Consider the following 23129-nt stretch of genomic DNA (forward strand, 5'->3'; position numbering starts at 1 on the left):
TCAGTGCAGGATCTCGACTTCCTCGGCTTGATCGGCCGGGGTCTCCATGACTTGCGCCGAGGAGCTCTCCTCAGGCTCTCTGCGCTGGGGGGCGAGGCCTTCCCATAGGCGATGCTGAAGCGCTGTTTCTTCGCGCAGACGGGCATTGAGCGTATTCAGCCCGTGGTTTTCCGCCAAGGTAGTACGGCGGCCCAGCAGGGAGGTGCCAAGGCCTGCTCGGCCTTCGTGTAGCGGTAATCCCATGGCGTCCAGTATGGTGGGAAACACATCCAGCATGGTGGCTTCGCGGCGTATCCGCTGGGGAGTCACCCTGTCGCCCAGCATGATCATGGTATTGTCGCGATCCAGCACCGTCAGTTGGTCCCATACCGACACGCGCATGGTCAGGTGGTCGCTGAGCACCACCACCAGCGTATTCTCCAGCAGGTTTTCTGCTTCCAGCCGTTCGATCAGATCGCGGGCCAGCCAGGCCGAACACTCCACTGAGTAAAGAATGTCCTGGCCATCGAAGGCCCCTTGACGGTCAATGCAACGCTGGGCGGGAAAGCCGCTGGGGGCATGGCCCGCGATGCTCAGGTTGACCACTGCCCAGGGGCCATCGTCTTCACGGTTCAAGCGGCGTATTTCGTCGACGGTGAAGTCGTAGAGGGTATCGTCATAGAGGCCCCAGCTATTGAGATACTCGGGGTCCTCCATGTCCGTGATGAAATCCTCCTTGCCCTTGACCGTGTCGAACTGATGCCCTCGGTAAAAGAGACCTTTCCCCGCAAACTGCGTGCTGGCGCCACCCAGATAGCTGAGCCGATAACCTTGACCTGCCAGAATGTCACCCAGGCAGTCTACGCCAGGCACGACCTGGGAAAGGGGTTCGAACTGGCTGTCATGCAACAGGCCAGCAGGCATCAGGGGAACGCCGCACTGGCTGGCGATCATCCCGGCCATGGTCCAGCCGGTGTTGTCCATTTGCTGCACACCTTCGAAGACGATGCCACGCTCACCCAGCACATCCAGGTCATCGTAGGCGTTGCCGAATATGTCGTGACGATAGGTACGCTCGAGGCTTTCCAGGTAGAGGAGCAGCAAGTTAGGTGCATTGGGCTGGTCTTCCAGCGGTGGCTGAACGTAGCGCCGATCCAGCCAGGCCCCGTCATCGGTCACGATGGCGGCACTGCGTTGCCCCAGCCCATACAGCAGCGGGTTCCCGGCTAACAAGGCAATGGCAAAAAAGCGTTCGGTCAGACGCCAACGCTGGTCGTGGCGTGCGATAGAGATGACGGAGATCAGCATGGCGAGCACGACCAGCGTATACACCACTGCCATGACCATTTTGCCGCCACCGCCATGGTCGGCCATGCCCGCTTGCAGATGGAAAAATACCGCGCCCAGGTCCACACTGCCAAAGCTGTCGACCAGGTAGACGTAAATGCCAAACAGGCTCAGCGGTAGCAGCGACCATGGCCAGACGGGGCGGTAGCGGGCATTCAAGGGAGCACCCCAGCGCAGCTTGAGGCCTACCAGCATCCACACGGTGGCGGTGATGAAAAGCGTCCACCAGGGCAAGCGCGTCAAGACAGTAACGGCATAGCCCAGGCTCGCGCCAATCACGACCAGCGGTAGCCAGGGAGTCAGGGGGGGTGACTTGGAAGCGAGCATGCCATGTCCCTTTTCGTCGCTTGCTGAATGAGCCTGTTAGCTTACCAAATCTCGACGTTCATGGTCGTGGTAGCATGCAACGAAACTGGTCATGAAGCATGAGCGAATGGATCGCTCATCTCGTTGTTATAGATTCGTTGATATAAATTCGCTGGGATAGGTGAACTGTGACTATTGCTGCTGTGTTGATCGTCAAAAACGAAGCCCACCATTTGCGTGAATGCCTGGAAACGCTCACCTGGGCCGATGAAATCGTCGTGCTGGATGCGGGCAGCCAGGATGCTACCTGCGAGATTGCCCGCGCGTTCACGGACAAGGTCCATGTGAATGCCGACTGGCAGGGGTTTGGCATTCAGCGCCAGCGAGCAGAAGCCCTAGTGAGCAGTGAGTGGATTTTGATGGTCGACGCCGATGAGCGCGTGACCCCTGAATTGCGTGACAGCATTCAGGCCGCCGTTCAGCAGCCGCCTGCTGCCTACAGCGTGAGTCGGCTCTCCTGGTGTTTTGGCCGTTTCATTCGCCACTCGGGCTGGTACCCAGACCGAGTGCTGCGTCTCTACCCGAAAGGTCAGGCAGGGTATAACGCCGCGTTGGTGCACGAGAAGCTGGTCGTCGACGCAGGCCTTGCCGAAAAGCCGTTATCCGGCGACCTGCTTCACTACACCTACCGCGATCTGCGCCACTATCTGGAGAAATCCGCCCACTATGCCCAGGCCTGGGCAGAGCAGCGGGCTGCGCAGGGCAAAACGGCCACGCTATGGCAAGGCATTCGCCATGGTCTGGCCTGCTTTCTCAAGATGTACGTGCTCAAAGCCGGGTTCAAGGATGGCAAGCAGGGGCTGCTGCTGGCTCTGCTCTCTGCGCATTCCACGTTCGCCAAGTACGCCGATCTATGGGTGCGTACCCAAACCGCCTAGAAGCAGCGCTGAGATCTGGTGGGCTGCCGCGTCGAGATCGATGGCAGTCATGTCCTGTGTGTCAGCGCCTGAAGGCGGGCTAAACGCCAGGCGCTTTTCCGCCCGGTTGCAAGTTTGCCAGCGCAGCGGCGTGGCTGAGCGCTTGGCCGGATAAAAGCCCGCCGTGGCGATGTCCAGGCAGCCTGCAATGTGCAGCGGGCCGGTCGAGCCAGCAATCAGCATGTCCGCTCCGCCTAGCTGTAAGGCAAAGGCGTCGACACTTGCGGTGTCGGGGAAGTGGTCTGCTTCAACACCCTGTTTGGCTAGCTGCTCCCTCAACTCTTGTGCCTGAGGCTGCTCACTGGGGCCAGCGCTGATCAGCCAGCGTAGTGGCAAGTGCTGGCACTGCTGGTGAACGTGAGTAATCAACTCGGCGTACTGCGCTACCGATAGATTCACCGCCGAGCCGCCACTGCCAGGATGAACTACCACCACGCGCTCTGACGTATCGTTTATCAACGCTTGGCGCTGTGCATGGCGCAGTGCGTCATCCAGCGGCCAGAAGGGTGGTGAAGGCAGGGTAGAGAGTTTCAGAGAAAGGCGTGCCAGCAGCTCACAGGCCAGATCGACGTTGTACTGGTACTCGGGTTTGGCGGACTGGGAGCGACGTTGGCGCACCCGCACGTTATAAAACACCTGGGCCCATTTGGTCGCGGGGGCAACGCGCAGCGCAATGCCTGCTCTCATGCCCAGCCAACCGATACGCGGCGTCGAGAACAGCGTTAGCAGGGCATCGAATTTCGATTGTTTCACGTGAAACAATAGCGCTTGCTGCGCCGCTTTATCGGCCTGGCTACCGGGGTCGATAATGACCTCATCGACCCATGGGCACGCGTTGGCTAACGGGGCCGTATAAGCGGGCACCAGCACCGTAACGTGGGGCGCAGGCGATGCCTGTTTCAAACACGCCAAGGCTGGCCACGCCAACATAAAATCGCCGATTTTGTCGTTACGCACGACAAGCAGTCTCTGCGCCATGATTTAGGCCCCATTAATAGCAGCCTGTATACTACAAGAGATTTTAAGGATTGTTTAACAGTGGGCGGCTAGGTGGGGCAAGCGATGGCAAATAAGGTACTGCAACTGTGTCTTTCCGATGGTAAAGGCGGAATGGAGCTATACGTAGACCGAGTGATAGAAGACCTGCTGGCGGAAGGCTGGGACGTCATCGGCATCTGCCTGAAAGACACCAAGGTAGAAACTTACATGCAGCGCAACGGAGTGCCGCATAAGGCCTTTGCTAGCAACGGGCAGGCGCTGGTCAACCTGCTGTCGATACGTCGCTGGTTGAGGGAGGAAAACATCTCCGTCATTCACTGTCATAAATCGAGTGATCTGCGCCTCACTACGCTGTTAAAAGCGCTGATACCAAAGTTGAGAATACTTTATACAGATCACGTTGGCGGTCAGCGCCCTAAAAAAAGCCCCTATCACCGTGTTGCCTATGGCAGCGTTGATCGTGTGCTATCTATTAGCCAGGCAACGTATCAGCGCAATATTCGCAATTTACCGCTTCCCCAGGAGCGGGTGGTTTGTTTACCCCACGGAGTCGATATCGATAAGTACCAGCCCAATCGTGACCCCGCTGCCATTACGGCTAAGCGCGAAGCGCTGGGTGTACCGGCAGACGCGGTGCTCATCGGGCTTCCGGGCCGGGTGACGCCTGGCAAAGGCCAGGACGTCTGGGTAAACGCGCTGCTAGCGCTTGACCCCACGCTTCACTTTTATGCGCTCTCTATCGGTGGCACTGACTATGCGTCAGGTGGCGTGGAAGCGTTCTATGCCGAGCTGCAGCGCACCATCGCGGGCACGCCGCTGGCGGATAAAATCACCTTTCTAGGGCATCGCAGCGACTTGACGGAGATTCTGCCCGTGCTGGACGTGGTGTGTATTCCTTCGGAAAACGAAGCGTTTGGCCTGACGATCATCGAATCCATGGCCTGCGGCATGCCGATCATTGGCTCGAATACCGGGTCGTTGCCGGAGCTAGTGGATGCTGATTCCGGCGTGTTGGTAGGCCCGTTTGACGTGCCCGCCTGGCGCGATGCCATGGACACGCTCATTCGTGATGCGGCCACACGTCAAGCCATGGGGCGTGCCGCGCGGCGGCGCGTGGAGGAGCACTTCAGTAACAAGCAGCACGTGAAGCGCTTAATGGAGATCTACTCAGTGTCGGCATAGCCTGCGTAAAGCGGTGCCATTAGGCGCTTCTCTTGGCTAGGGGCAAACTTCACCACAGACCGTTCCAGCCGCTGCAAGTTGCCCGCTTGCCATTTGCCCGGCGGGCGCAGTCGGCAGCGGTCGAGATCGATGAGCCAGGGCTTGCCTGCCTCATCCACCAGAATATTGCGGGCGTTGAGATCCACATGATCAAGCCCTGCCTGGTGAAACCGCTTGATCATGGCGCCTACGCGCATCAACAGCGCCTCGTCTGCCTCTTCGGCGCTCAGTAAGGAGGCGAGCGCTCGGGCGCCCGGGATGCGTACGGTCAGCAGAGCCGCCTCATAGGTCAAACCGAACCGAGTGACGCAGCAGGCCACTGGGCGAGGCACGGGAAGCCCTTGCTCATACAGCGAGGCGGTCAAGCGCACTTCACGAAACGCTCGTGTGCGCTCTGCCCCCAGCCAGACATAGCGCTGCTTGTTGACCTTGGCGATGAGCCCGCCGCGCTGGTAAGGGCGCAGCACCCACTGCTCATGGTCGCATGCTTGCAGGAACAGGCTGCTGCCACGGCCGGGTGCTTCGCCGACTACCAGGCCTCGCGATTGCCAGTAATCTGCCTCGAACAGCGCCGTGCTCAGTGGGTGAGTCGGGGAGGACAGTTGGTGTGATGCGCAGGCGTCACTTAAACTGTCTGCATCATGTAAAATCAGCCCATTTTTCTGCTGGAGTGCCGCTAAGCGCATGAAGCCCTCTCTGCCTGCTCAACCAAACCATATTGCCATTTTGCGCCTCTCCGCGTTGGGAGACGTGTGCAATCTCGTGCCCACGGTGCGAGCGTTGCAGCGCCAGTGGCCGCATGCGCGCATTACCTGGATTATCGGCAAGGGGGAGCACAGTTTACTGGCCGGGCTTTCCGGGGTCGAGTTCGTCGTGTACGACAAAGCGACCGGGCTTGCCGGCATGCGGGCCATCTGGCGTGAGCTGGCCAATACCCGCTTCGACGTGCTGCTGCATATGCAGCAGGCCATTCGTGCCAGTGTGCTCTCGCTCGGTCTCAAAGCCAGCGTCCGGGTAGGGTATGACAAGGCCCGTGCCAAGGACGCCCAGCACTGGTTCACTCAGCACCAGCTAGCCCCCCACGAGAACGCCCATGTGCTGGAGTCGTTCATGGATTTTGCGCGTCTGCTGGGCGTCGAAGACGAGCGTCTGGAGTGGAATCTCGCGGTGCCTGCCGTTGCCTACGAGGAAGCCCGGGCGATCAGTGGCGACACGCCTTATTTGGTGATCAACCCCTGTAGCAATGCGCGCTTGCGCAATTTTCGCAACTGGTCCGTGGAAGGGTATGCCAGCGTGATTGAACATGCCTGGGTACAGCATGGTCTCAAGAGCGTGCTCACGGGGGGCGGCAGCCCCCTGGAGCGTGAAATGGGCGACCATATCGAGGCGCTCTGCCAGCCGGGGAGCGTCATCAATGCCATCGGCGGCACCTCGCTGAAGGGCGTGCTGGCGCTGATCGATAACGCTCGCGCGGTGATTGCCCCGGATACGGGTCCTGCGCATATGGGCAACGCCATGGGCACGCCGACGCTTGGCCTCTATGCCACCACCAACCCCCAGCGGGCTGCGCCCTATCTGTGGCGCGATTTTGCCGTCAATGCGTATCCCGATGCGGTACGCACCTATCTGCATAAATCGGTGGACGAAGTGAGCTGGGGGCAGCGGGTGCGGCATGCCGATGCCATGGACCTGATCAAGGCGGACGACGTCATTGCCAAGTTAGACGCGCTGCTGGCGCATAGCGCAGCGCACACCACAACAGGACTCTCGGATGAAAGTTGATCTAACCGCCCTGGAACATGCCCGCGTACTGGTGGTCGGGGATGTCATGCTCGACCGCTACTGGCATGGCGGCACCTCGCGTATCTCACCGGAAGCGCCGGTGCCCGTGGTACGCGTGGAAGATGCCGATGACCGCCCCGGCGGCGCGGCCAATGTGGCGCTCAACGTGGCGTCATTGGGTGGGCACGCCGCGCTGGCGGGCCTGGTGGGAGAGGATGACAATGCCGAGCTGCTCACCAAGCGCCTGGCGGCAGCCAATGTAAGCACTTACTTCCAGCGCAGCCCTGATGTCCCAACGATTACCAAGCTGCGTGTAATGAGCCGTAACCAGCAGCTGCTGCGCCTGGATTTCGAGCAGCGCCTCGATAGCGTGGACACCAGCGCCCTGCTGGCACAAGTGGAACAGGCGCTGCCCGAATGCGACGTGGTGATCCTGTCGGATTACGGCAAGGGCACGTTGAATCAGGTCGAGCGGCTGATCGAGATGGCTCGCCAGCACGGCAAGCGGGTACTGATCGACCCCAAGGGTCAGGATTTCACCAAGTACCGGGGAGCCAGCCTGATCACTCCTAACCTGGCCGAGTTCGAGGCCGTGGCGGGCCCCTGCGCCACCGACGCTATCCTGGCCGAGCGTGGCGAAGCGCTGCGTGCCGAGCTGGCACTGGAAGCGCTGCTGATTACCCGCAGCGAGAAGGGCATGACGCTGATCCGTGAAGGCCATGCACCGCTGCACCTGCCCACCCGTGCCCAGGAAGTGTTCGATGTCACGGGGGCTGGCGATACCGTGATTGGCCTGATGGGCCTGGCCCTGGCCGCTAACCATGCGCTGCCGGAAGCCATGATGCTGGCCAATCTGGGCGCGGGCCTGGTGGTGGCCAAGCCGGGTACCGCCACGCTCTCCATTGCCGAGCTTTACACCGCGCTGCATGGCGACAAGCTGGCCGAGTTCGGCGTGATCGAGCCAGCGCCTCTGATCGATGCCGTTCGCGCTGCGCAGCTGCGCGGTGAGCGGGTGGTGATGACCAATGGCTGCTTCGATATTCTCCACGCAGGCCATGTGGCCTACCTGGAACAGGCCAAGCGCCTGGGTGACCGGCTGGTCGTGGCGGTGAACGACGATGCGTCCATTGGCCGGTTGAAAGGGCCGAAGCGCCCCATCAACCCGTTGAACCGACGGATGCAGGTGCTGGCGGGGCTCGGCGCGGTGGATTGGGTGGTGCCGTTCAGTGACGACACGCCTGCCGCCCTGATCGAGCAAGTATTGCCGGATATTCTGGTCAAAGGCGGCGACTACCGCCCCGAAGACATTGCTGGCGGCAGCGCCGTGATTGCCAACGGGGGCGAAGTCAAGGTGCTGGGCTTCGAGGATGGTGTTTCCACCACGGCAATGATCAGCTCGATTCTGGATCGCGAAAGTTGATGACCGCCCCCCGCTGGCCACGGCTGGCCTATTCGGCTGTGCTGTATGGGCTGGCGCCCTTGATTGGCTGGCGCATCTGGCGTGAGCAAGTCCCCACTTGCTCACGACTCCAGCGGCTGGGACTGCGCCTTGCACCACTCCCGCCCGCGCCGCGCCTTTGGCTGCACTGTGCTTCCGTGGGGGAAGTGCGCGCCGCACGCCCGCTGATCGAAGGGCTGCTGGCGCGCTTTCCTCACCACAGCCTGCTGCTGACCACCATGACGGCTACCGGCGCCAGACAGGCACAGGCGTTGGTAGCAGAACAGGAGACTGCCGACCAGACGCGCCTTGCCCACCGTTTTTTGCCGTTGGATTTTCCCGGCGCGGCCAGGCGTTTTGTGGCTCGCGTACAGCCGGACCTTGCCATCCTGTTTGAAACCGAGCTGTGGCCGAACCTGCTTCACGCCTGCCATCGGCAGGCGGTGCCCGTTGCCGTAGTGAACGGCCGACTATCGCCCCGCGCGTTTGGCCGCTACCAGCGTTTGCGCCCGCTGATGCAGGGGGCCTTGGCCAACGTGACGTGGCTGGCTGCCAAGTCGCCAGAGGACGCCGAGCGTTTTCACGCGCTGGGCTGTGCGGCTGAATCCACCACCGTGGTGGGGTCACTGAAGTTCGAACAAGCCTTTCCTGAAAGGCTATTGGAAGAGAGTGAGTACTTACTTAATGTGTGGGGTCAGCGTCCAGTGTGGGTCGCGGGCTCTACCCGAGACGGGGAAGAAGCGCTGCTGCTGGCTGCCCATCGTCAATTGCTCACGCGCTTCCCCGCGGCGCTGTTAGTGCTGGTGCCCAGGCATCCACAGCGGTTTGATGAAGTGGCGGCCCAATGTGAGCGCGAAGGGTTCAAGGTGAGTCGTCGAAGCCAGCAACAGCCCGTCACGCCCGCCACCCAGGTCTACCTGGGGGATACGCTGGGCGAGCTGGCGACGCTGTACGCTGCGGGCAGCGTCGCCTATGTGGGGGGGAGTCTGGTGCCACTGGGCGGACACAACGTGTTGGAACCTGCTGCGCTGGGTAAGCCCGTGCTGTGTGGTCCATCGCTGGAGAACTTCAGCGATGTTGCCGAGCCGCTCTTGGCGGCCAAGGCACTGACGGTGGTAGCTTCCCACGATGCGCTCGCCAGTGCGCTGGTAGATGCCTTTGCCCACCCGGCCCGTGCCCAACAGGCGGGCCAAGCGGGCAAGGCGGTCATTCAAGCCCAGCGCGGGGCGCTCGCACGTACCTTGACGGGCATTGAGCAGCTGATCCCGAGGCCTTCCTGATAGTGGGCACTCACTCTCTTCATGCTCTGGCTGCTTACCGATGGGGCTGAAGCATGAAGGTCTGGAAGGTGAGTTGCTCAAACTCATGATCGAGTACCGCAAGCCCCACCAGCGATGTAAACAGCAGCGACAGCGCATAGCCATAGCCGTAAAACACTGGGCCCAGCATCTGGCTGAGCAGAGTGAGTAGCACGTTGGCGATGAAGAACAGCAGGCACAGCCAAAGCGCAGGCTTCAGGCGGTCGAGATAAAACAGCACGTTCAAGATGGCCATCAGCAGCACTTGTATGGCGACCGCCACGATGTCGATGTTGAACAGCGGCAGATACCAGTGGGAGAAGCCGAGCCAGGTAAACAGGGTTGGCCCACTGAGTAGCAGGGCCATGACCGTCATGCCCTGCACCTTGAAGATGTCGTAAATGCCATGCCGAACACTGGCCACCATCTCGCCGCGCAGATCTTCAATGTGCAGCAGCGTATCGCCTTGGCGTATGGCGTCGTAGTAGGCCTGGCAGCGCTCTGCAAAATCCGTTTCCATACGCATGATGAACACGGCCATGCCCGGTACGATGGAGAGGTAAGCCAGAAAAATGGGCAAGTCGTAAATGGGTGAGGCGCGCAGCGGGCCAATAATGGTTTCCGAGGTGCCAGGATGAAACCAGAAGACGAGCTTATCTGCCCAGATACCGAGCTGATAACACAAGCCAATCGCCATCAGCGCCCGATGACACTGTCCAGCCCGGTGCAGGTCAAAGGCCCATAGCCGATCGCTGGGATAGTGGCGAATCACCATCGCCAGCAGCGTAAAGAGCAGCAGGCTCTGACCCAGCACAAAGCCGCCTAGTAATCCGACTAGCCCGTAGCTGCTCAGCAGCATGCCGCCCACAAAGGTGGCGCCGTAGCCAAACGCAAAGGCCCACAAGACCTGGCGATACGCTTTTACGCCGGCAACGAACACCGTGACGCACCAGATCATGCTCAGCACGATGAAGCTGATCAGCATTTCAAGCTGATAGAGCCAAGGCGTGTCTTGAAAGGTGAACCATAGAAGGCTTGCCCCGACGCTGGCCGCGACGAGTACCACCAGCGTGAGCAGGCCAAACAGGTTCGGCAGAATCGCGCTGTCGCGCTTTTCAAAGAGTCGATCGGCCACAAAGCGGGTAAACAGCAGCTGCACCAGTGACGTCAGCAGCAGTGAGCTGGCCACCAGCCAAGTGACCGAGACCAAAAACTCCGTCACATGAGCACTGCCGCCAGGGCTTGCCGCCGTCGACAATACCCCTAGTGCCATCACTGCCAGTATCGACAGTACCCAAGGGCCAGAGCTGATCAAGCCTGCGTAGCCATACGCACGCAGCAGGCTGACGTAACTGTCCTGGCGCAGTAACCGCCGAAGTTCGAAACCAATGCCCGCCATGACCCCTCCTCCAATAGCTATTGGCGCCTGCCCAGCGCGGTGAACAAGCGAGCCGCTGCCGACATCGGAATGGCGGTGGGCGACATGACCTCGTCATACAGCTGCTGATAGCGCGTCATCATCAAGGCGTCTGTGTAGTCGGCCTCTACGCGGGCTATGCCCGCCGCGCGAGCGTCCAGCCATCTAGCGGGCTGCGTCAGCAGTTGCTCCATGGCATGGGCAGTGGCCATGGGATTGGCGATGGGCACGATCTGCCCCGCCGCCTGTTGGCGTGTCGCGTCGCCGGTCACCAGCTCGCGGCAGGCACCGACATCGCTGCACACCACCGGTATGCCCGCCGCCATGGCTTCCAATACCACCAGCGGCTGGGCTTCGCTGATGGAGGTCAGCACCACCAAGCGCACCTGGGCCAGTATCTCCTCGGTACGTTGGAAGCCGAGAAATCGCACCTGCTTCTCTACCCCTAGTTGCTGGACCAAATCGCGGCACTCCTGGGCATAGGCAGGATCTTCACTGTCGGGCCCGACAATCCAGCCTTGGGCATCAGGGACTTGGCTGATGAGCTGGCGCATCGCGCGAATGAAGGTCTTGATATCCTTGATAGGCGTCACGCGCCCCAGTAGCGCCACAATCGGTTGCTGATTGTTGGCGGTCGCGCTGCGTAGCGGGGCGAAGCGCTCGATCTGAATACCGTTGGGAATAATTCGCGTGCGCGCCTTCTCGGCACCGTCCTGTATCTGCCGTAGGCGGTTGCCTTCGTGTAGCGTGGTAATGTGCGAGGCGCTGGCATAGCTCATGCGGCCAAGGCCCTGGAAAAAGCGAATCCACATCTGGCGAAGGTAGCCCGTATCGATCTGAAAACCGTGTGAAAGCGCGTCGGTGGAGGTTTTGATCCACTTCGCTTCCAGTAGATCGATTTGTCGCTCCTTGGTGTAAATGCCATGTTCGGTAATCGCGAAGGGGAGGTGATGAATATGGTGCGCCAGTGCGCCGAGAAACCCCGCGTAACCGGTGGATATGGCATGTAGGCAGCGCCCTTTAGGCAGCCCTTGCGCAATGCTGGCCAGCAAAAACAGTGGCGCATGGATATTGCGCACTGACCAGAAGTAGTCGATGAAGGAGGGCTCGGTGACGTGGGTGAGGTAGTGGTCAACGATTTGCTGCCAAGCCGCTTGGCTATGCAGAAAATCCTCCCGGCTCAAGCCGCCCCGCTGGCCAATCATTTGCGCTACATCACACAGGGCACGTAGCGGGTCCTGCTGCTCGGGGTTGCGCAGGTTGTCGTGCAGTTCACGCACGGTGTTGAACGTACTGGCTTTGCCTTGACGCGCTTTGATGACCGATAACGAAGGCAGGTCGTCCATCAAATAGTGGCACTCCAGATGCACGACGTTTGCGGGCCGCTCAAACAAAATACCCTGGTAGTGATCAGGGCGACCACCCAAGAAGACCAAGGCAAAGCGCAGGTGGGGAAGCCCTCGAATCAGCTGATCCACCCAGGCACTGACGCCGCCCCGCACCATGGGGTACGTGCCCTCGAGCAGCAAAATGACATCTGCCGGTATATCGTGTTTACCCAACGTGGGCCATGTCATCGCCAATACTCCATCAAGGGGTGCAGCACAGGGTGTTGGGCGGCGCCAGGGCTCAGCCGGGCAAGCTGCGCCTGCATGTCGTGATAACGCCGTGTCTGGAAGGCCAGCTCAGCGCGGTAAGAGGCCAGGTCATCCTCCTCCATGCCTAGCAATGCGCACTGCGTAAACGCGGCTTCTGCGCTGTCGAACGCTTTCAGTGCCAAGCACAAGCGACCGCGTAACAGCTGGCGATGGGCGGAGTTGGCAAGCCGAATGGCGCTGTCGATCTCACTCAGTGCCTGGGTCAGATAGAACTGTGCCGTGCTGCCCTGAGCGAGATGCAGGTAGTCGTACTCCCAGTTCAGCATGGCGAGCGCTTCGGCATGATGGCCATGTGGGTCACCGTGCTGGTCACGGGTGGCTGTCAGCTGCTGAATACGCTCGTCTAAATCACGCTCGATGCCGCTCAGCATGGAGTAGGCCAGCAAGCGCACATCATCGGTCGGGTCTGCCAGCCCTAAACGCAGTAGGCCAATGGCCTGCCTTGGCGGCAAATGGCGGCAGGCCAAAATCGCTTCTTGTCGAGCTACCGGGCTATCAGTGAAGTTAAGGATGCTGGTGAGTCCCTCGCGCATGGCCATCGAATCCGCGCTGGGGGGCGTCAGGGGCCGATAGGGTAGCGGCGGCAAGTCCAGCGTTTGCCAAGCGCGGTCACGTTCCGGTGCCGCGAAGTAGAGCGCTGGCAATACGGCCAGCAGTAGCCCTACCAAGGCAATGCCTGGCAACAGGAACAGCAGCAAGAACAGCAGCAAAAGGCTGCCCAATACGGGCTGCTGATAGTGGAGGGGGAGCGCCCGCCGAAGGCCTTCGGCCAGCAAGATGCTTCCTGCCGCGTGTCCGGCCAGGAGCGTCAGTGAGGGTGCCCCAAGGCTGGCGCTCCCGCTATCCACGACCCAGCTATCCACGACCCAGCTATCCACCACCCAGCGGTTGGCTACCCACCCCTCCATGCCCAAGCCCGCTACCAGCCAGCACAGGCTTATCAACACGCGCCAACTGGCATGGGGGGGCGCATCAGGACGGCGCATGGGACACCTCGGGGGGATTGCGAAGCGAGAGGAGTTTTTTGGCCGATAGCCGCCCATCAATCACTTGGTAGCCGAGGTGAATGGCCTGACAGGCTTCGCCAAGGCCAGGCTCCGAGGCAAAGAGTTCCTGCAGCCGCTCTGCGTAGATGGCAAAGGCGCGTGGCTGGGTCAAGGGGAGGAGTACATGAAGGCGCGGGGGTAGGTTTGCCTGATGCACCACCCAACTACGGTCCAGGCCGCGCTGTTGGCGTACCACGCTGTCGATGATTCTTTGAATCTGCAAGTCGTTCAGCGGCTGTGCAAAAGCGATGGTCACAAGCAGCGAGGTGAGCTGATGCTCTCGTGCATGGCGTACCCACTGAGCGACCACGGCATGCTGGTCGCCACTGTTTCCTTGGCCAGGGTGCTGAGTATGGTGAAGCATATCTCCAAGCTGTGCCCCAAGCACCGCCAGCAGGTGTAGATGCCCGCGATGAAAATCGATGAAGGGCATCGAGGTCACTGCCACCACCGCGTGAATATGCTCTTCGACATCGATCAGCGGAACCACGGCGAGCAGGGGGGCGTTATCCACATTGAACCCTTGGGTCATGGCGCTTTTCAGGCAGATCATGCGGCGTTGTTCCAGGCAGGCCGCCAGCATCGAGTCATGCCAATCCAGGGACTTTTCGCCCCCAAACCAGATCGCTGCGTGAGGTAACAGCCGCCGCTGTTGATTCACCGGCAGCAGGACGGCTTGCTGGATGCGTGTGTGCAGCGCCAAGAAGTTCAGAAGCTCGCCACCATGCTGCGCCAAGGGATCCTGATGCGAGGAGAGCGACAGGAATTTCTCTTCCAGTGCCCGTAGCGCATCTCGCAAGGTAAACGGATTGGCGGCCAGACGTTCGGCTAGCTGATCGTGGGAGACCCGCAGCAGCTGATAGTGGCGCACGAACTCTTCCAGGCGAGTCGATTGGGCACGGTGCAGAATGGCCATTTGCTGCAATCGCCGCCGCCATACGTCCGCCATTTCACCCGCCACCATGCCTACCAGAATGAGCGCAACGGCAATGGGTAGCCGCTGAGCACGCTCTGCCAGTACATCCCCGTGGTACCAGAACCCTTCCAACCCCATGATGGCAACGCTGAGCAACGCACTGCCAAAGCCCATGGCAAAGCCATAGCGCATCCCCACCAGTAGGGGGGCAATGGCCAGCAGCCAGGTCAATCCGCTACCCAGCAGCAGCGGGTCGTTTGGGTTAATGATCCAGCCAATCACGGGCAGCGCCAGGGTGATGACGAGGGATTCCAGATAGCGCAGCCAGCGAGGTGCAAGCGCGGGTTGCAGTTCGTCGATGTGCGTGGCCATGGCAGACCTCTCTATTGCAAAGGCAGCGTATCGACGAGATCCGCCATGAGTTTTTGCGCGACGCCGCTGGTGCTGCTGAATCCCCAGCCAGTGCGCGCCCCGCTGGCGCTCCACACGATCTCGCCGCTATTCACATCCACTACTCGCAGGCTCATACCAATCGCCGGTTCGCCATCCAGCCCCGCCTTGTATTGCCACTCATCCACCGAGCCGGTCACGCCGTAGCGCACGCCTTGCTGCTGGGCCCAGGCAAGGGCCGCCTGGTAGTCCTGGTCGCTGGGTAGGCTGAGCAAATCCAGGGCGCTTGATCGCGGCGCTTGGCGGAGCGATTGGATGCCACGTTGCTGTAGCAGTGTGACCAGACTGGCTTCCGCCTTATGCCCGGCGAGCGGTGTTTCAGAGTGATTTGCGAGGGGCAGCAGGGCCCAGCTGGCTTGTCGGCTGATGGGGTCGCTGCGATGCACGTCAGTGACAGCGCAGCCGCTCAACAGCAGGCCAAGCAGCGCCAGCCAGATCAGGGGGCGTGATAGATAGATTTGCATGGCAGTATCTCCGAGGGCGCTTGAGCGGCGCCGCAAGCAGTGGGGGAGCAACGGCATGGCCGTTGAGTGACCTGTGGCATGGCTAGTGTCCCAGGAAGTAGTGATAGGTCAGCGATACACCCAGGTTGGTATCGCCTTCGCTGCCAGACCCTTGATCCGCTTCCAACTGCAGGCTGAGCGCATCGTTGCCAAACAGGCGGCTGCCTATGGCCACGCGAGCGTTCAGCCCAATATCGTTATCGGGCAGCCGATAGCCTGCTTCCAGCCCGACTTCCAGCATGGGAGAAGCCAGCTGTGGCGAAGTGGCGTACGGGTCGCCGCGCCGCAGTGTGATGCCCACACCCATAAAGCTGCTGCTGTCGGTGAGTAAATCGGGGGCTTGGGTGTCTACGGTGAGCCGCCGCTGAATATCGTCAGGCAAAGGGTCGTCGATACGGTAGTCGGCGTGATTGGCGAGCAGGCTGATCTCTAACTGCCGCGTTGCCCCTTTGATCAGCGCATGGCGCCAGGCGGCATCTACCCGGTAGCCACTCCCGAGGCTTGCACGGGTTTCTCGGCTGCGCAGGTCGATATGGCTGGCGTTGAGGGTCAGGGTGTCGCGGGCAGTGGGCGTCCACTCCAGCTGGGCTCCCAGGCGATCTTCGATGGCCAGTAACCTCAGGCGCTCATTGATCTCCGAGGTCTGACTGATCTCCCCATACAGCGTACCGGCAAGGCGCGACGTGGCCTGCCAGCGCTGCGCCGCGCTGCCATGAGTGCGGTTGACCCGGTCTGTTTGCAGCTGGCCTACGTGGAGCGTGGTATCGAGCCTGGGGCCATTCCAGCCCAGGGTTAATTCGGCTCCGCGCTCATCGGTGATACCGCTGCTATCAACGTCATTAGCAGGCACATCCAACTGGCGCTGTACCAGCGTTAGCTGGCCCCAAAAGCGCTCGCCGCCGAGTTGGTAAACGGCGTCTTGCTCGGCAATCTCCAGCTCGCCCAGGCGTTGATAGGAAGCACTGCTGGATAGCCGATGGGGCATTTCCTGGGCGAGTTCGACGAGGTCCTGGCGATGGTCTTCCCCAGCATGGGTAAGCGTTTTGGCAAGTGTGCGAGCGTCCTGGCGACGATCGAGCTGGCGCATAATGGCCAGCCGGTCGGTGGCGGAAAGCGTGCGGCCCAGGTCACTCTCCAGCAGCTGTTCTAGCGTATCGCGATCATTTTTTTCCATGGCGACGGCGAGCACTTGCCATGACGGGCTTGGATAGCCCAGGGCCTGGGCGCGCAGCAGTAGATAACGGGCATGAAGTGGACGCTGCAGGGCGAGGTTGGCGTCGAATAACCACTCGCTATCACTGGCTTGCACGGGCGTTGTGGCAAACGCGTCAGCGACGATATGGTGATACCAGCCACGCACGCTGTCTGGGCCCTGGCGCTGGCCGACCAGTGCCATGACTTGGGTCTGTTCACGGCGCTGCTCACTGCTCAGCGGTGTGTCGAGGTCTTTCAGCAGCCCTGGTGAGAGCTTGCCAAGTGCGGCGATGCGGCGGGTAAAGGCAACGTTATGCTGGCCGCTTTGATCCAGCGCATCGGCGTAATAAAGCTGCTGCCAGTCATCCAGCACGCGGGCGTCGCTGGCCAAGGCGTACCACATCAGGGCTTGGTCCAGATTGCCTAAATAGCGATGGCCCTCTGCCATCGCGCTCATCATGGTGGGCGTATTGGCAGCCGTGGGCTGCCACTCTGCGAGGCGTTGGCGCAGCACTTCCGACTCGCCTGCCGCAGCCAGGGCGTAGAGCATTCCCGCCTGTAGGCTAGGGTCGTTGGGGGAGAGTTCCAGGGCGCGCTGATAAGCCGCCATGGCCTCGTCAGGGGCTCGCTGGAGCAACGCTTGCTGTGCGACGGCTCCCCAGTAGTCGGGAGACTGCGCAAACTGCTCTGGGGCTTGTTCGGCCAAGGCCAATAGCGTTTGTGTCAGCGCAGGCTGGCGTTCACGCTGGGCGAGGTACAGCATCTGAATCAAGGCATCGCCGTCTCGTGCCTGTGTCCAGCGCTGCTCCGATACGCGCATGGCAAGGTCCAATCGTTGCTGATCGGCAGCAGTCTGGATAAGGCGTGAGGAGCCATCGGCATCGAGCGCGCCCTGTTCGAAGAGTGCGTTATAGGCTTCCAGGCTGGCCGCGCTGTCGCCCAGCTGCCACGCCAAGGTAGCCCGCTGTTGCCAGTAGCCAGTGGCGGTGTCCTGGGGAGTGGGGGGCGCGCTGGTGAGCACGCCGAGCGCGCTATTCAACTGCCAGGTTTGCGCCAATGCACTGCTCTGTGCCTGAACAAATGCAGGCTGAGCACCGTACTGTGCCGTGATGGCCGCCCATGCCTCACCGGCTTCGTCCAGGCGTCCGGTTTGCTCAAGCCAGGTGGCCGCGCGGATGGCCAGCGCCTGGTCGCGAATGCCGGCGGCTTGCCAGGATTGAATGCGGGCGATGGCGGTATCCGGATCGCCCAGCTGTTCCAGCAGGTCTGCCCAAAGCCGACGATCCTCTAGCGTGATGGTGCCATTGCGCTCCAGGCGGGTGAGTGCCTGCAGGGCGACACCGCGTTCACGCACGCTGAGGGCCAGCGCTATCACCCATCGGTCATGGCGCTCTTCGCCTGTCAGCTGTGCCAGCGCTTGCGCACTTCGCATGGCCCCTGCTGCATCGCCCGACCACTGCTGCGTTTGCGCTAACTGCTCCAGATAGCGCGGCTGCTCTGGATGGCGTTGGCGGAGAAGGGCCAGCGCGTCCAGGGCGCTGGCGAGCTCGTTGAGCCCCAGCGCGATGGTGACATGACGCTCCAGCGTTGCAGTGTCGGGCTGTACGTCGATAAGTTGCTGTGACCACGCTAGCGCCTGTTGGGGCTGGCCGTGGGCAAGCGCTAACCGAATGCCGAGATCCAGCAGCTCAGGGTCTCTTAGAAACACGCTGAGGTATTCGCGGGCGTAACCGACGCCGTCGTCGTCCTGGCTTTGCTGTGCAGAGCGCAGCGCTTCTAGCGCGGCAGCCCGACGGGGAGACTCTGGCGATGCCTCGTCAGCTTGGGCGTAAGCAGGGCTCACCAGCCAGCCTAGCCAGCCCAGTGTCACCACGGGTGTTTCCGCCACTTGGTAAGCGCGATGCCAAGCCGCAGCGGAACGGTCTGGGTGCCCGGCTCTTAGCCACCAATGGCCTGCCAGAGAGAGCCAATGATATTGACGCTCCACATCTTGCTCCCCTAACCGCTCGTACAAGGCCGCTGCATTGGCCGGGTGCTCCGTGGCCAGCCAGTAAGTGGCCATGGTTTCCAGATACGCAGAGGGCAGGAGAGCATGATGTTGAAACGCCAGCAGCAAGCGCTGAAAGCTCTGAACCGCGTCTAGCCGCTCTGCATGGTCAGAGGCAATGGCAGCCAACAACTGCCATTCGATGCTGAGTCTCAGCCACTGCACTGTGATATCACGGCTGTCATGCAGCGGTTCCAGGGTCGCTTTGGCGAGCGCAAACTCGCCTACCTGAAACAGCTTGTTGGCGAGGCTGATACGCAGCTCGACATTGCCGGGGTTGGCATTCAGCAGTGCCTGGGAGTACAGAATGGATATCCGGCTGGGCATGCTGTCGCTGTTTTCCAGCATGAGCAGGTGATGTGCGGGAAAGAGCAGCACCAGCATCAAGGCCACGACGGCTGCAATGAGACGTAGCGTGAGTGGCCGAATGAGCCGCCGGGCAGGCAGCGCCACCGCTTTACGAACCGTGGGGGCGGGCTTATCGGTTAGCACAGCGCACCTCGATTGTAGTGGTTCAATAAAACCGGACACCAACGTAGGTGGTAATATTGCCACCAGAAGCGAGGTGTCTGATGACCAACAAACGACGTACTTTTTCTCCTGAATTCAAGCAGGAAGCAGCTTGCCTGGTGTTGGACCAAGGCTACACCACTCTCGAAGCATGCCGGTCGCTCGGTGTGGGTGAGACAGCTCTACGACGCTGGGTACAACAGCTGAAAGATGAACGTGAAGGCATCACCCCAAAGGGCAAAGCCTTAACCCCCGAGCAGCGCCGGATTCAGGAACTGGAAGCCCGTTGCAAACGGCTTGAGATGGAGAAAGAGATACTAAAAAAGGCTACCGCTCTCTTGATGTCGGACGACATGAATCGTACGCGCTGATAGACCAGTTGAGTGAGCAAATGCCTGTTGAAATGGTCTGTAACGCGTTTGATATTAGCCGCTCCAGTTACTACGAGTACCGCCAGCGGCGGCACCGTGTGGATGTTGAGCGTCTGGCCTTAAAAGCTCAGGTAAGCCGCCTTTTCAAGAAGAGTCGCTGCTCAGCGGGCAGCCGCTCAGTCAAGGGGCTGCTCAGCGAAGAAGGCGTCACCATCGGCCGTTTCAAGGTTCGGCGTTTGATGAGCGAAATGGGGTTGATCTGCAAGCAGCCAGGCCCTCCTGCCTACAAGCAGGCGACTGTTGAGCGACCGGATATTGCGAATCATCTTGGTCGCAAATTTACACCAGACCAGCCCAATCAGATCTGGTGTGGTGACATCACTTATATCTGGAGTGGCCAGCATTGGAGCTATCTGGCCGTTGTGTTGGATCTTTATGCTCGTCGTGTTGTTGGCTGGGCCATGTCGTCCAGCCCGGATGCAGATCTTGTTGTGAAAGCACTGGATCACGCTTGGGAACAACGTGGCCAGCCCAAGCGCGTCATGTTCCATTCCGATCAGGGTAGTCAGTATGCAAGCCGCAAGTTCCGCCAAAGACTTTGGCGCTATCGAATGAAACAAAGCATGAGCCGACGTGGCAACTGCTGGGACAACTCGCCGATGGAAAGGCTGTTCCGGAGCCTGAAATCAGAGTGGATACCGGCATGGGGATATCGAAATCTACCTGAGGCCAGGAAAGACGTTAGTAGCTATCTGATGGGTTACTACAACCAGCAGCGCCCTCACTCGTTTAACGATGGCCTGCCTCCCGTGGTGGCTGAGGAAAACCTTAAATTACTGTCCGGAATTAGTTGACCACTACAGATACGCTCACCGCGAGCGCTGCCATAGTGTAGGAAGGTACTGGTGCCGCGTTGCTCCAGGCGTGCATTCGGGGCCGAGACCTGGCAGCCCTGGGTGGCGGCAAGCTCCACCTGTAAAGGCACGTGCTCCGCCGCGATAGATAGCGTGATCTGCCCCGGCGACGTTTGTTGCCACGTTTCAATGCGCCCGTTGGCGTAGCGCAAATGAGGTGTCTGGGGGGCGTGAGGCGAGAGATAGAGCTGGGCACCCGTGGCCCCCGAGAGCGCCACATAGCGGCCTGATGCAATCTCGCGAACACCCGCCACATTCGTCGAGCGCTCTAGATCGGGCCAGCCAAGCGATGTCGGCAGGCGCAGCGTACGCATATGGTGGGTTCCCTGAATCACCCAGCCGCCGTCCAGGTGGCGAGCCACGCCGGTGTGGTACCACTGGGTGGCCACATCGCTCCAGGTGCTGGTGTATACCGGCAGTGTCTCTTGGGTGAGCACATACTCGTACACCTGATGCAGTGCCCGTAACGCCCCGGGGCTGGCGGCCGAATAGAAGTGGTAATAGATATCGATGGGCTTCAAACGGCGAGGCTGGTCGGTAATCTGGTAGGTTTCAATGGCGCGACGATAGCCCCAGAGTGGGCCCAACATGTTGTTTGTGTAGACGTTTTCATTGATTTGCGGTGCGTATACCTGCAGATAGCGACCCACCGGCCGTAGCATGGGATACACCCGGGTCATGGTGGGATTGCTGTGCGTCACGCTGGTGTTGCCGCCATTGATATTGCGAAGACCGAGTTCGTCGGCAATGGCCAGGGCTTCTTCCGGCGGCAGCGCGTTGCCTGTCCAGAGCACGACGCTGACGGGCTTTCCGGCTGGCGCCAGCGTACGGTTGATATAGTTGGCAGACCCCTCGATTTCTCGACGTAATGAAAACCGATAGTTAGGGATCGGCATGTTGTAGTTGAAACCTGCCGTGGTTTTCCCTTGGCCGGCCAAATCGTTTTCGTTGAGGCTTTCCCACTCGAAGGGATGGCTGAAGGTATGGGTCGCCACCTCTACCCAAGGCAGGGCAAAGATGCGTCGTGCCAAGGGTTCGAGTACCGAACGATACTGCGGGTAGAGACCGTCTGGACCTATTTCACCCTCGATGATCGATACCGTCGTAGGCACTTGGTAGCGCATCAGAATATCGGACAGCATCAATTCGCCGGTAAAGGGCGTGCCCGGGAGGTCGGCTCGACTGACAAAGGCGTCGCCATCGATCTGGGTCATCCAGTACCGAGCGCCATTCTCTGTGGTGGCATCGGGCACGGGAATATCGGGCAGTGCCAGGGCGCGCTGTAAAAATTTGAATGGGTCGAGGTTCCAGCGTTTTTGGTACTCGTTCGCCTCTTCGACTACCCATGGGTAGCTGGCCAGGCCTCCCCAGGCACCGGTAACGATGGGCGCAAAGTGACGGCCAGCGTTATCACGAATAGTGAGATGAGCGGTGAGGCCACTGCCCACCATTTCGTAACTGGTTTGTGGCACGGGGGGCGGCAATGGCATGCCTTCAAAATTGGCCACGTCATCATGGTTCACCACGCTCAGGCCCTGAGCAGCAATGCCATGGACTTCACGCAATCCCATCAAGCGGCCCAGCGTACCGGCAATCGGCACCCCCGGTACGCCCACTATCGCGGCCCGTAAGCCGTGTTCCATTTGATGTTGTAACCAAGCACCGTAGTGGGGAGCGTTGGTGATTGGCTCGTTGAACCATGTCACGACACCGGCGTAACGGCCATGTAGTAGATCGCTGGGCAATGGCCCATTGACGTCCAGATACTCTGCGCCGTAACCCAGGTATTCCAGTGGCATCGCCAGGTAGCGGTGCGCGTTGGTGTACGCCAGCTCTCCGGCTTCCGTTTTAGACTTGTCGAACAAGACCAGCACCCTGCGTGGTATGGGTTCAACAAGTCCCACACCCATTTGATTGAGCTGCGGCACGCTGACCCAGGGAATGAAGCCTTCGGCATGGATACGCTGTGCGGTGGTTCTGGCCAGTTCACGTTGAGCGGCAGGCACGTAATCGATGGCGATGGCGGGTAAGCGGTAGTGGTCACGAACACGGGCGAGCTGCTGGTAAAGCCAAGCCTGGTCGTTGTCGGGGACTGCCCCGTATACCTGGGTCGTCGGGTTCCATCCCCGGTAGAGTGACTCTGCGGCCACGCCAACAATCTTTCCATGCACTTGCTCCAGGACTTCAAAGCCGCGGTTGAGCAGCAGCTGCATCTCAGGAAACTGCTGCTTGATGGCATGAATAATGTCCACCAGTGCGGTCTGCTGACGCTCGGCGGCTGGTCCATCGGGTGCAAATAAGCGATAGCTGTCTAGCGTATCCAGAAACAGTCCGCGATAGCCTGCTTGCCACAGCGGCCGGATGTGCTCTTCAAGAAGGTATGTGCGCCATGCTGGGTGTGTCAGATCCGCCACCTGGCTATTCCAGGCAGCGTTGGAAGCGACGAGCGCAGCAGCGGGCAGCGAGGTAGTGGCACCCCGCCACGCGTCGAGCTCACCGATGCTGACATAGGCAAACGGCTGGCCTCCATGCTGCGCCAGCAGGCGCTGCTCGGCGCTGCCGACATTGGCGGCCTCCACCACGATCCAGTCAAACTGAGAGAGCAGTTCAACCGGGGGCTCATTGCCATAATAGAACGCGACGCTAGGCTGCCGGGCGGGGGAGTCTGCGTAGACGAAGGCGCTGACAAGCCCCAGCAGCCAGCACAGCAACGTGCACATGAAGAGCCTACTCATCGATGCCACCTGTCGTGTCGG

At 60.5% G+C, this 23129-nt stretch carries 16 protein-coding genes; 6 read left to right on the forward strand and 10 right to left on the reverse strand.

Translation table 11 applies throughout. The features are described from left to right. Positions 1-1653 (reverse strand): sulfatase-like hydrolase/transferase, encoded by a 1653-nt coding sequence (locus tag LG409_RS00055; protein ID WP_039179128.1) that lies wholly within the window; start codon positions 1651-1653, stop codon positions 1-3. Positions 1654-1820: 167 nt separating this feature from the next. Between LG409_RS00055 and LG409_RS00060 the strand changes: the two genes are divergently transcribed. Continuing rightward, positions 1821-2570, forward strand: coding sequence for a glycosyltransferase family 2 protein (locus tag LG409_RS00060; protein WP_227407388.1), 750 nt, complete (start codon positions 1821-1823; stop codon positions 2568-2570). Here LG409_RS00060 and LG409_RS00065 read toward each other — a convergent pair. Further along, entirely contained in the window at positions 2544-3587 is a 1044-nt protein-coding gene (locus tag LG409_RS00065) for a glycosyltransferase family 9 protein (protein ID WP_096921734.1), read from the reverse strand. The two genes, LG409_RS00060 and LG409_RS00065, sit on opposite strands and share 27 nt — an antisense overlap. Before the next feature lie 84 nt (positions 3588-3671). Between LG409_RS00065 and LG409_RS00070 the strand changes: the two genes are divergently transcribed. Continuing rightward, positions 3672-4790: a glycosyltransferase family 4 protein gene (locus LG409_RS00070; RefSeq protein WP_096921733.1), complete on the forward strand. Its 1119-nt coding sequence runs from the start codon at positions 3672-3674 to the stop codon at positions 4788-4790. Here LG409_RS00070 and LG409_RS00075 read toward each other — a convergent pair. After that, on the reverse strand, positions 4772-5515 hold the full coding sequence (locus LG409_RS00075; RefSeq protein ID WP_096921732.1) for a 3-deoxy-D-manno-octulosonic acid kinase: 744 nt from the start codon (positions 5513-5515) through the stop codon (positions 4772-4774). The two genes, LG409_RS00070 and LG409_RS00075, sit on opposite strands and share 19 nt — an antisense overlap. Between LG409_RS00075 and LG409_RS00080 the strand changes: the two genes are divergently transcribed. Genes LG409_RS00080 through waaA form a run of 3 tightly spaced genes read left to right on the forward strand, consistent with a single transcriptional unit; the run spans position 5514 to position 9329 of the window. Next, positions 5514-6611, forward strand: a complete 1098-nt coding sequence (locus LG409_RS00080) for a glycosyltransferase family 9 protein (RefSeq protein ID WP_096921731.1) — start codon at positions 5514-5516, stop codon at positions 6609-6611. The genes LG409_RS00075 and LG409_RS00080 overlap by 2 nt on opposite strands. Next, positions 6601-8031, forward strand: coding sequence for a bifunctional D-glycero-beta-D-manno-heptose-7-phosphate kinase/D-glycero-beta-D-manno-heptose 1-phosphate adenylyltransferase HldE (gene hldE, locus LG409_RS00085; protein WP_081193783.1), 1431 nt, complete (start codon positions 6601-6603; stop codon positions 8029-8031). Before LG409_RS00080 ends, hldE begins: the two co-directional genes overlap by 11 nt. Continuing rightward, complete coding sequence (gene waaA, locus LG409_RS00090; protein ID WP_096921730.1) at positions 8031-9329, forward strand: lipid IV(A) 3-deoxy-D-manno-octulosonic acid transferase; 1299 nt, start codon at positions 8031-8033, stop codon at positions 9327-9329. The genes hldE and waaA overlap by 1 nt, the downstream gene beginning before the upstream one ends. A 34-nt stretch (positions 9330-9363) precedes the next feature. Here the strand turns inward: waaA and pelG are convergent, their stop codons facing one another. The 6 genes from pelG to LG409_RS00120 all read right to left on the reverse strand — a co-directional run bounded on the left by pelG (position 9364) and on the right by LG409_RS00120 (position 19070). Further along, positions 9364-10746: an exopolysaccharide Pel transporter PelG gene (pelG, locus tag LG409_RS00095; protein ID WP_096921729.1), complete on the reverse strand. Its 1383-nt coding sequence runs from the start codon at positions 10744-10746 to the stop codon at positions 9364-9366. Positions 10747-10763: 17 nt separating this feature from the next. Beyond that, positions 10764-12341, reverse strand: a complete 1578-nt coding sequence (gene pelF / locus LG409_RS00100; protein WP_096921728.1) for a GT4 family glycosyltransferase PelF — start codon at positions 12339-12341, stop codon at positions 10764-10766. Then, the gene (locus LG409_RS00105) at positions 12338-13408 is read right to left on the reverse strand and encodes a HEAT repeat domain-containing protein (protein ID WP_144983939.1); all 1071 of its coding nucleotides are present in this window, start codon (positions 13406-13408) and stop codon (positions 12338-12340) included. Before LG409_RS00105 ends, pelF begins: the two co-directional genes overlap by 4 nt. Beyond that, on the reverse strand, positions 13395-14756 hold the full coding sequence (locus tag LG409_RS00110) for a PelD GGDEF domain-containing protein (protein WP_227407389.1): 1362 nt from the start codon (positions 14754-14756) through the stop codon (positions 13395-13397). Before LG409_RS00110 ends, LG409_RS00105 begins: the two co-directional genes overlap by 14 nt. Before the next feature lie 11 nt (positions 14757-14767). Then, a complete protein-coding gene (locus LG409_RS00115; protein ID WP_227407390.1) occupies positions 14768-15298 on the reverse strand; it encodes a hypothetical protein in 531 nt (176 codons plus the stop codon). An 82-nt stretch (positions 15299-15380) separates the two neighbouring features. Then, a complete protein-coding gene (locus LG409_RS00120; protein WP_227407391.1) occupies positions 15381-19070 on the reverse strand; it encodes a tetratricopeptide repeat protein in 3690 nt (1229 codons plus the stop codon). An 80-nt stretch (positions 19071-19150) separates the two neighbouring features. Between LG409_RS00120 and LG409_RS00125 the strand changes: the two genes are divergently transcribed. Beyond that, positions 19151-20313 (forward strand): IS3 family transposase gene (locus tag LG409_RS00125; protein WP_227407392.1). Its coding sequence is split into 2 segments (ribosomal slippage): positions 19151-19406 and positions 19406-20313, totalling 1164 coding nucleotides; the frame shifts between segments, so codons are not numbered across the junction. Here the strand turns inward: LG409_RS00125 and LG409_RS00130 are convergent. Beyond that, positions 20241-23108, reverse strand: coding sequence for a bifunctional glycoside hydrolase 114/ polysaccharide deacetylase family protein (locus tag LG409_RS00130; RefSeq protein ID WP_227407393.1), 2868 nt, complete (start codon positions 23106-23108; stop codon positions 20241-20243). The two genes, LG409_RS00125 and LG409_RS00130, sit on opposite strands and share 73 nt — an antisense overlap. Positions 23109-23129 lie beyond the last annotated feature (21 nt).

Source organism: Halomonas sp. NyZ770, assembly GCF_020616575.1.
Classification (GTDB): domain Bacteria; phylum Pseudomonadota; class Gammaproteobacteria; order Pseudomonadales; family Halomonadaceae; genus Vreelandella; species Vreelandella hamiltonii.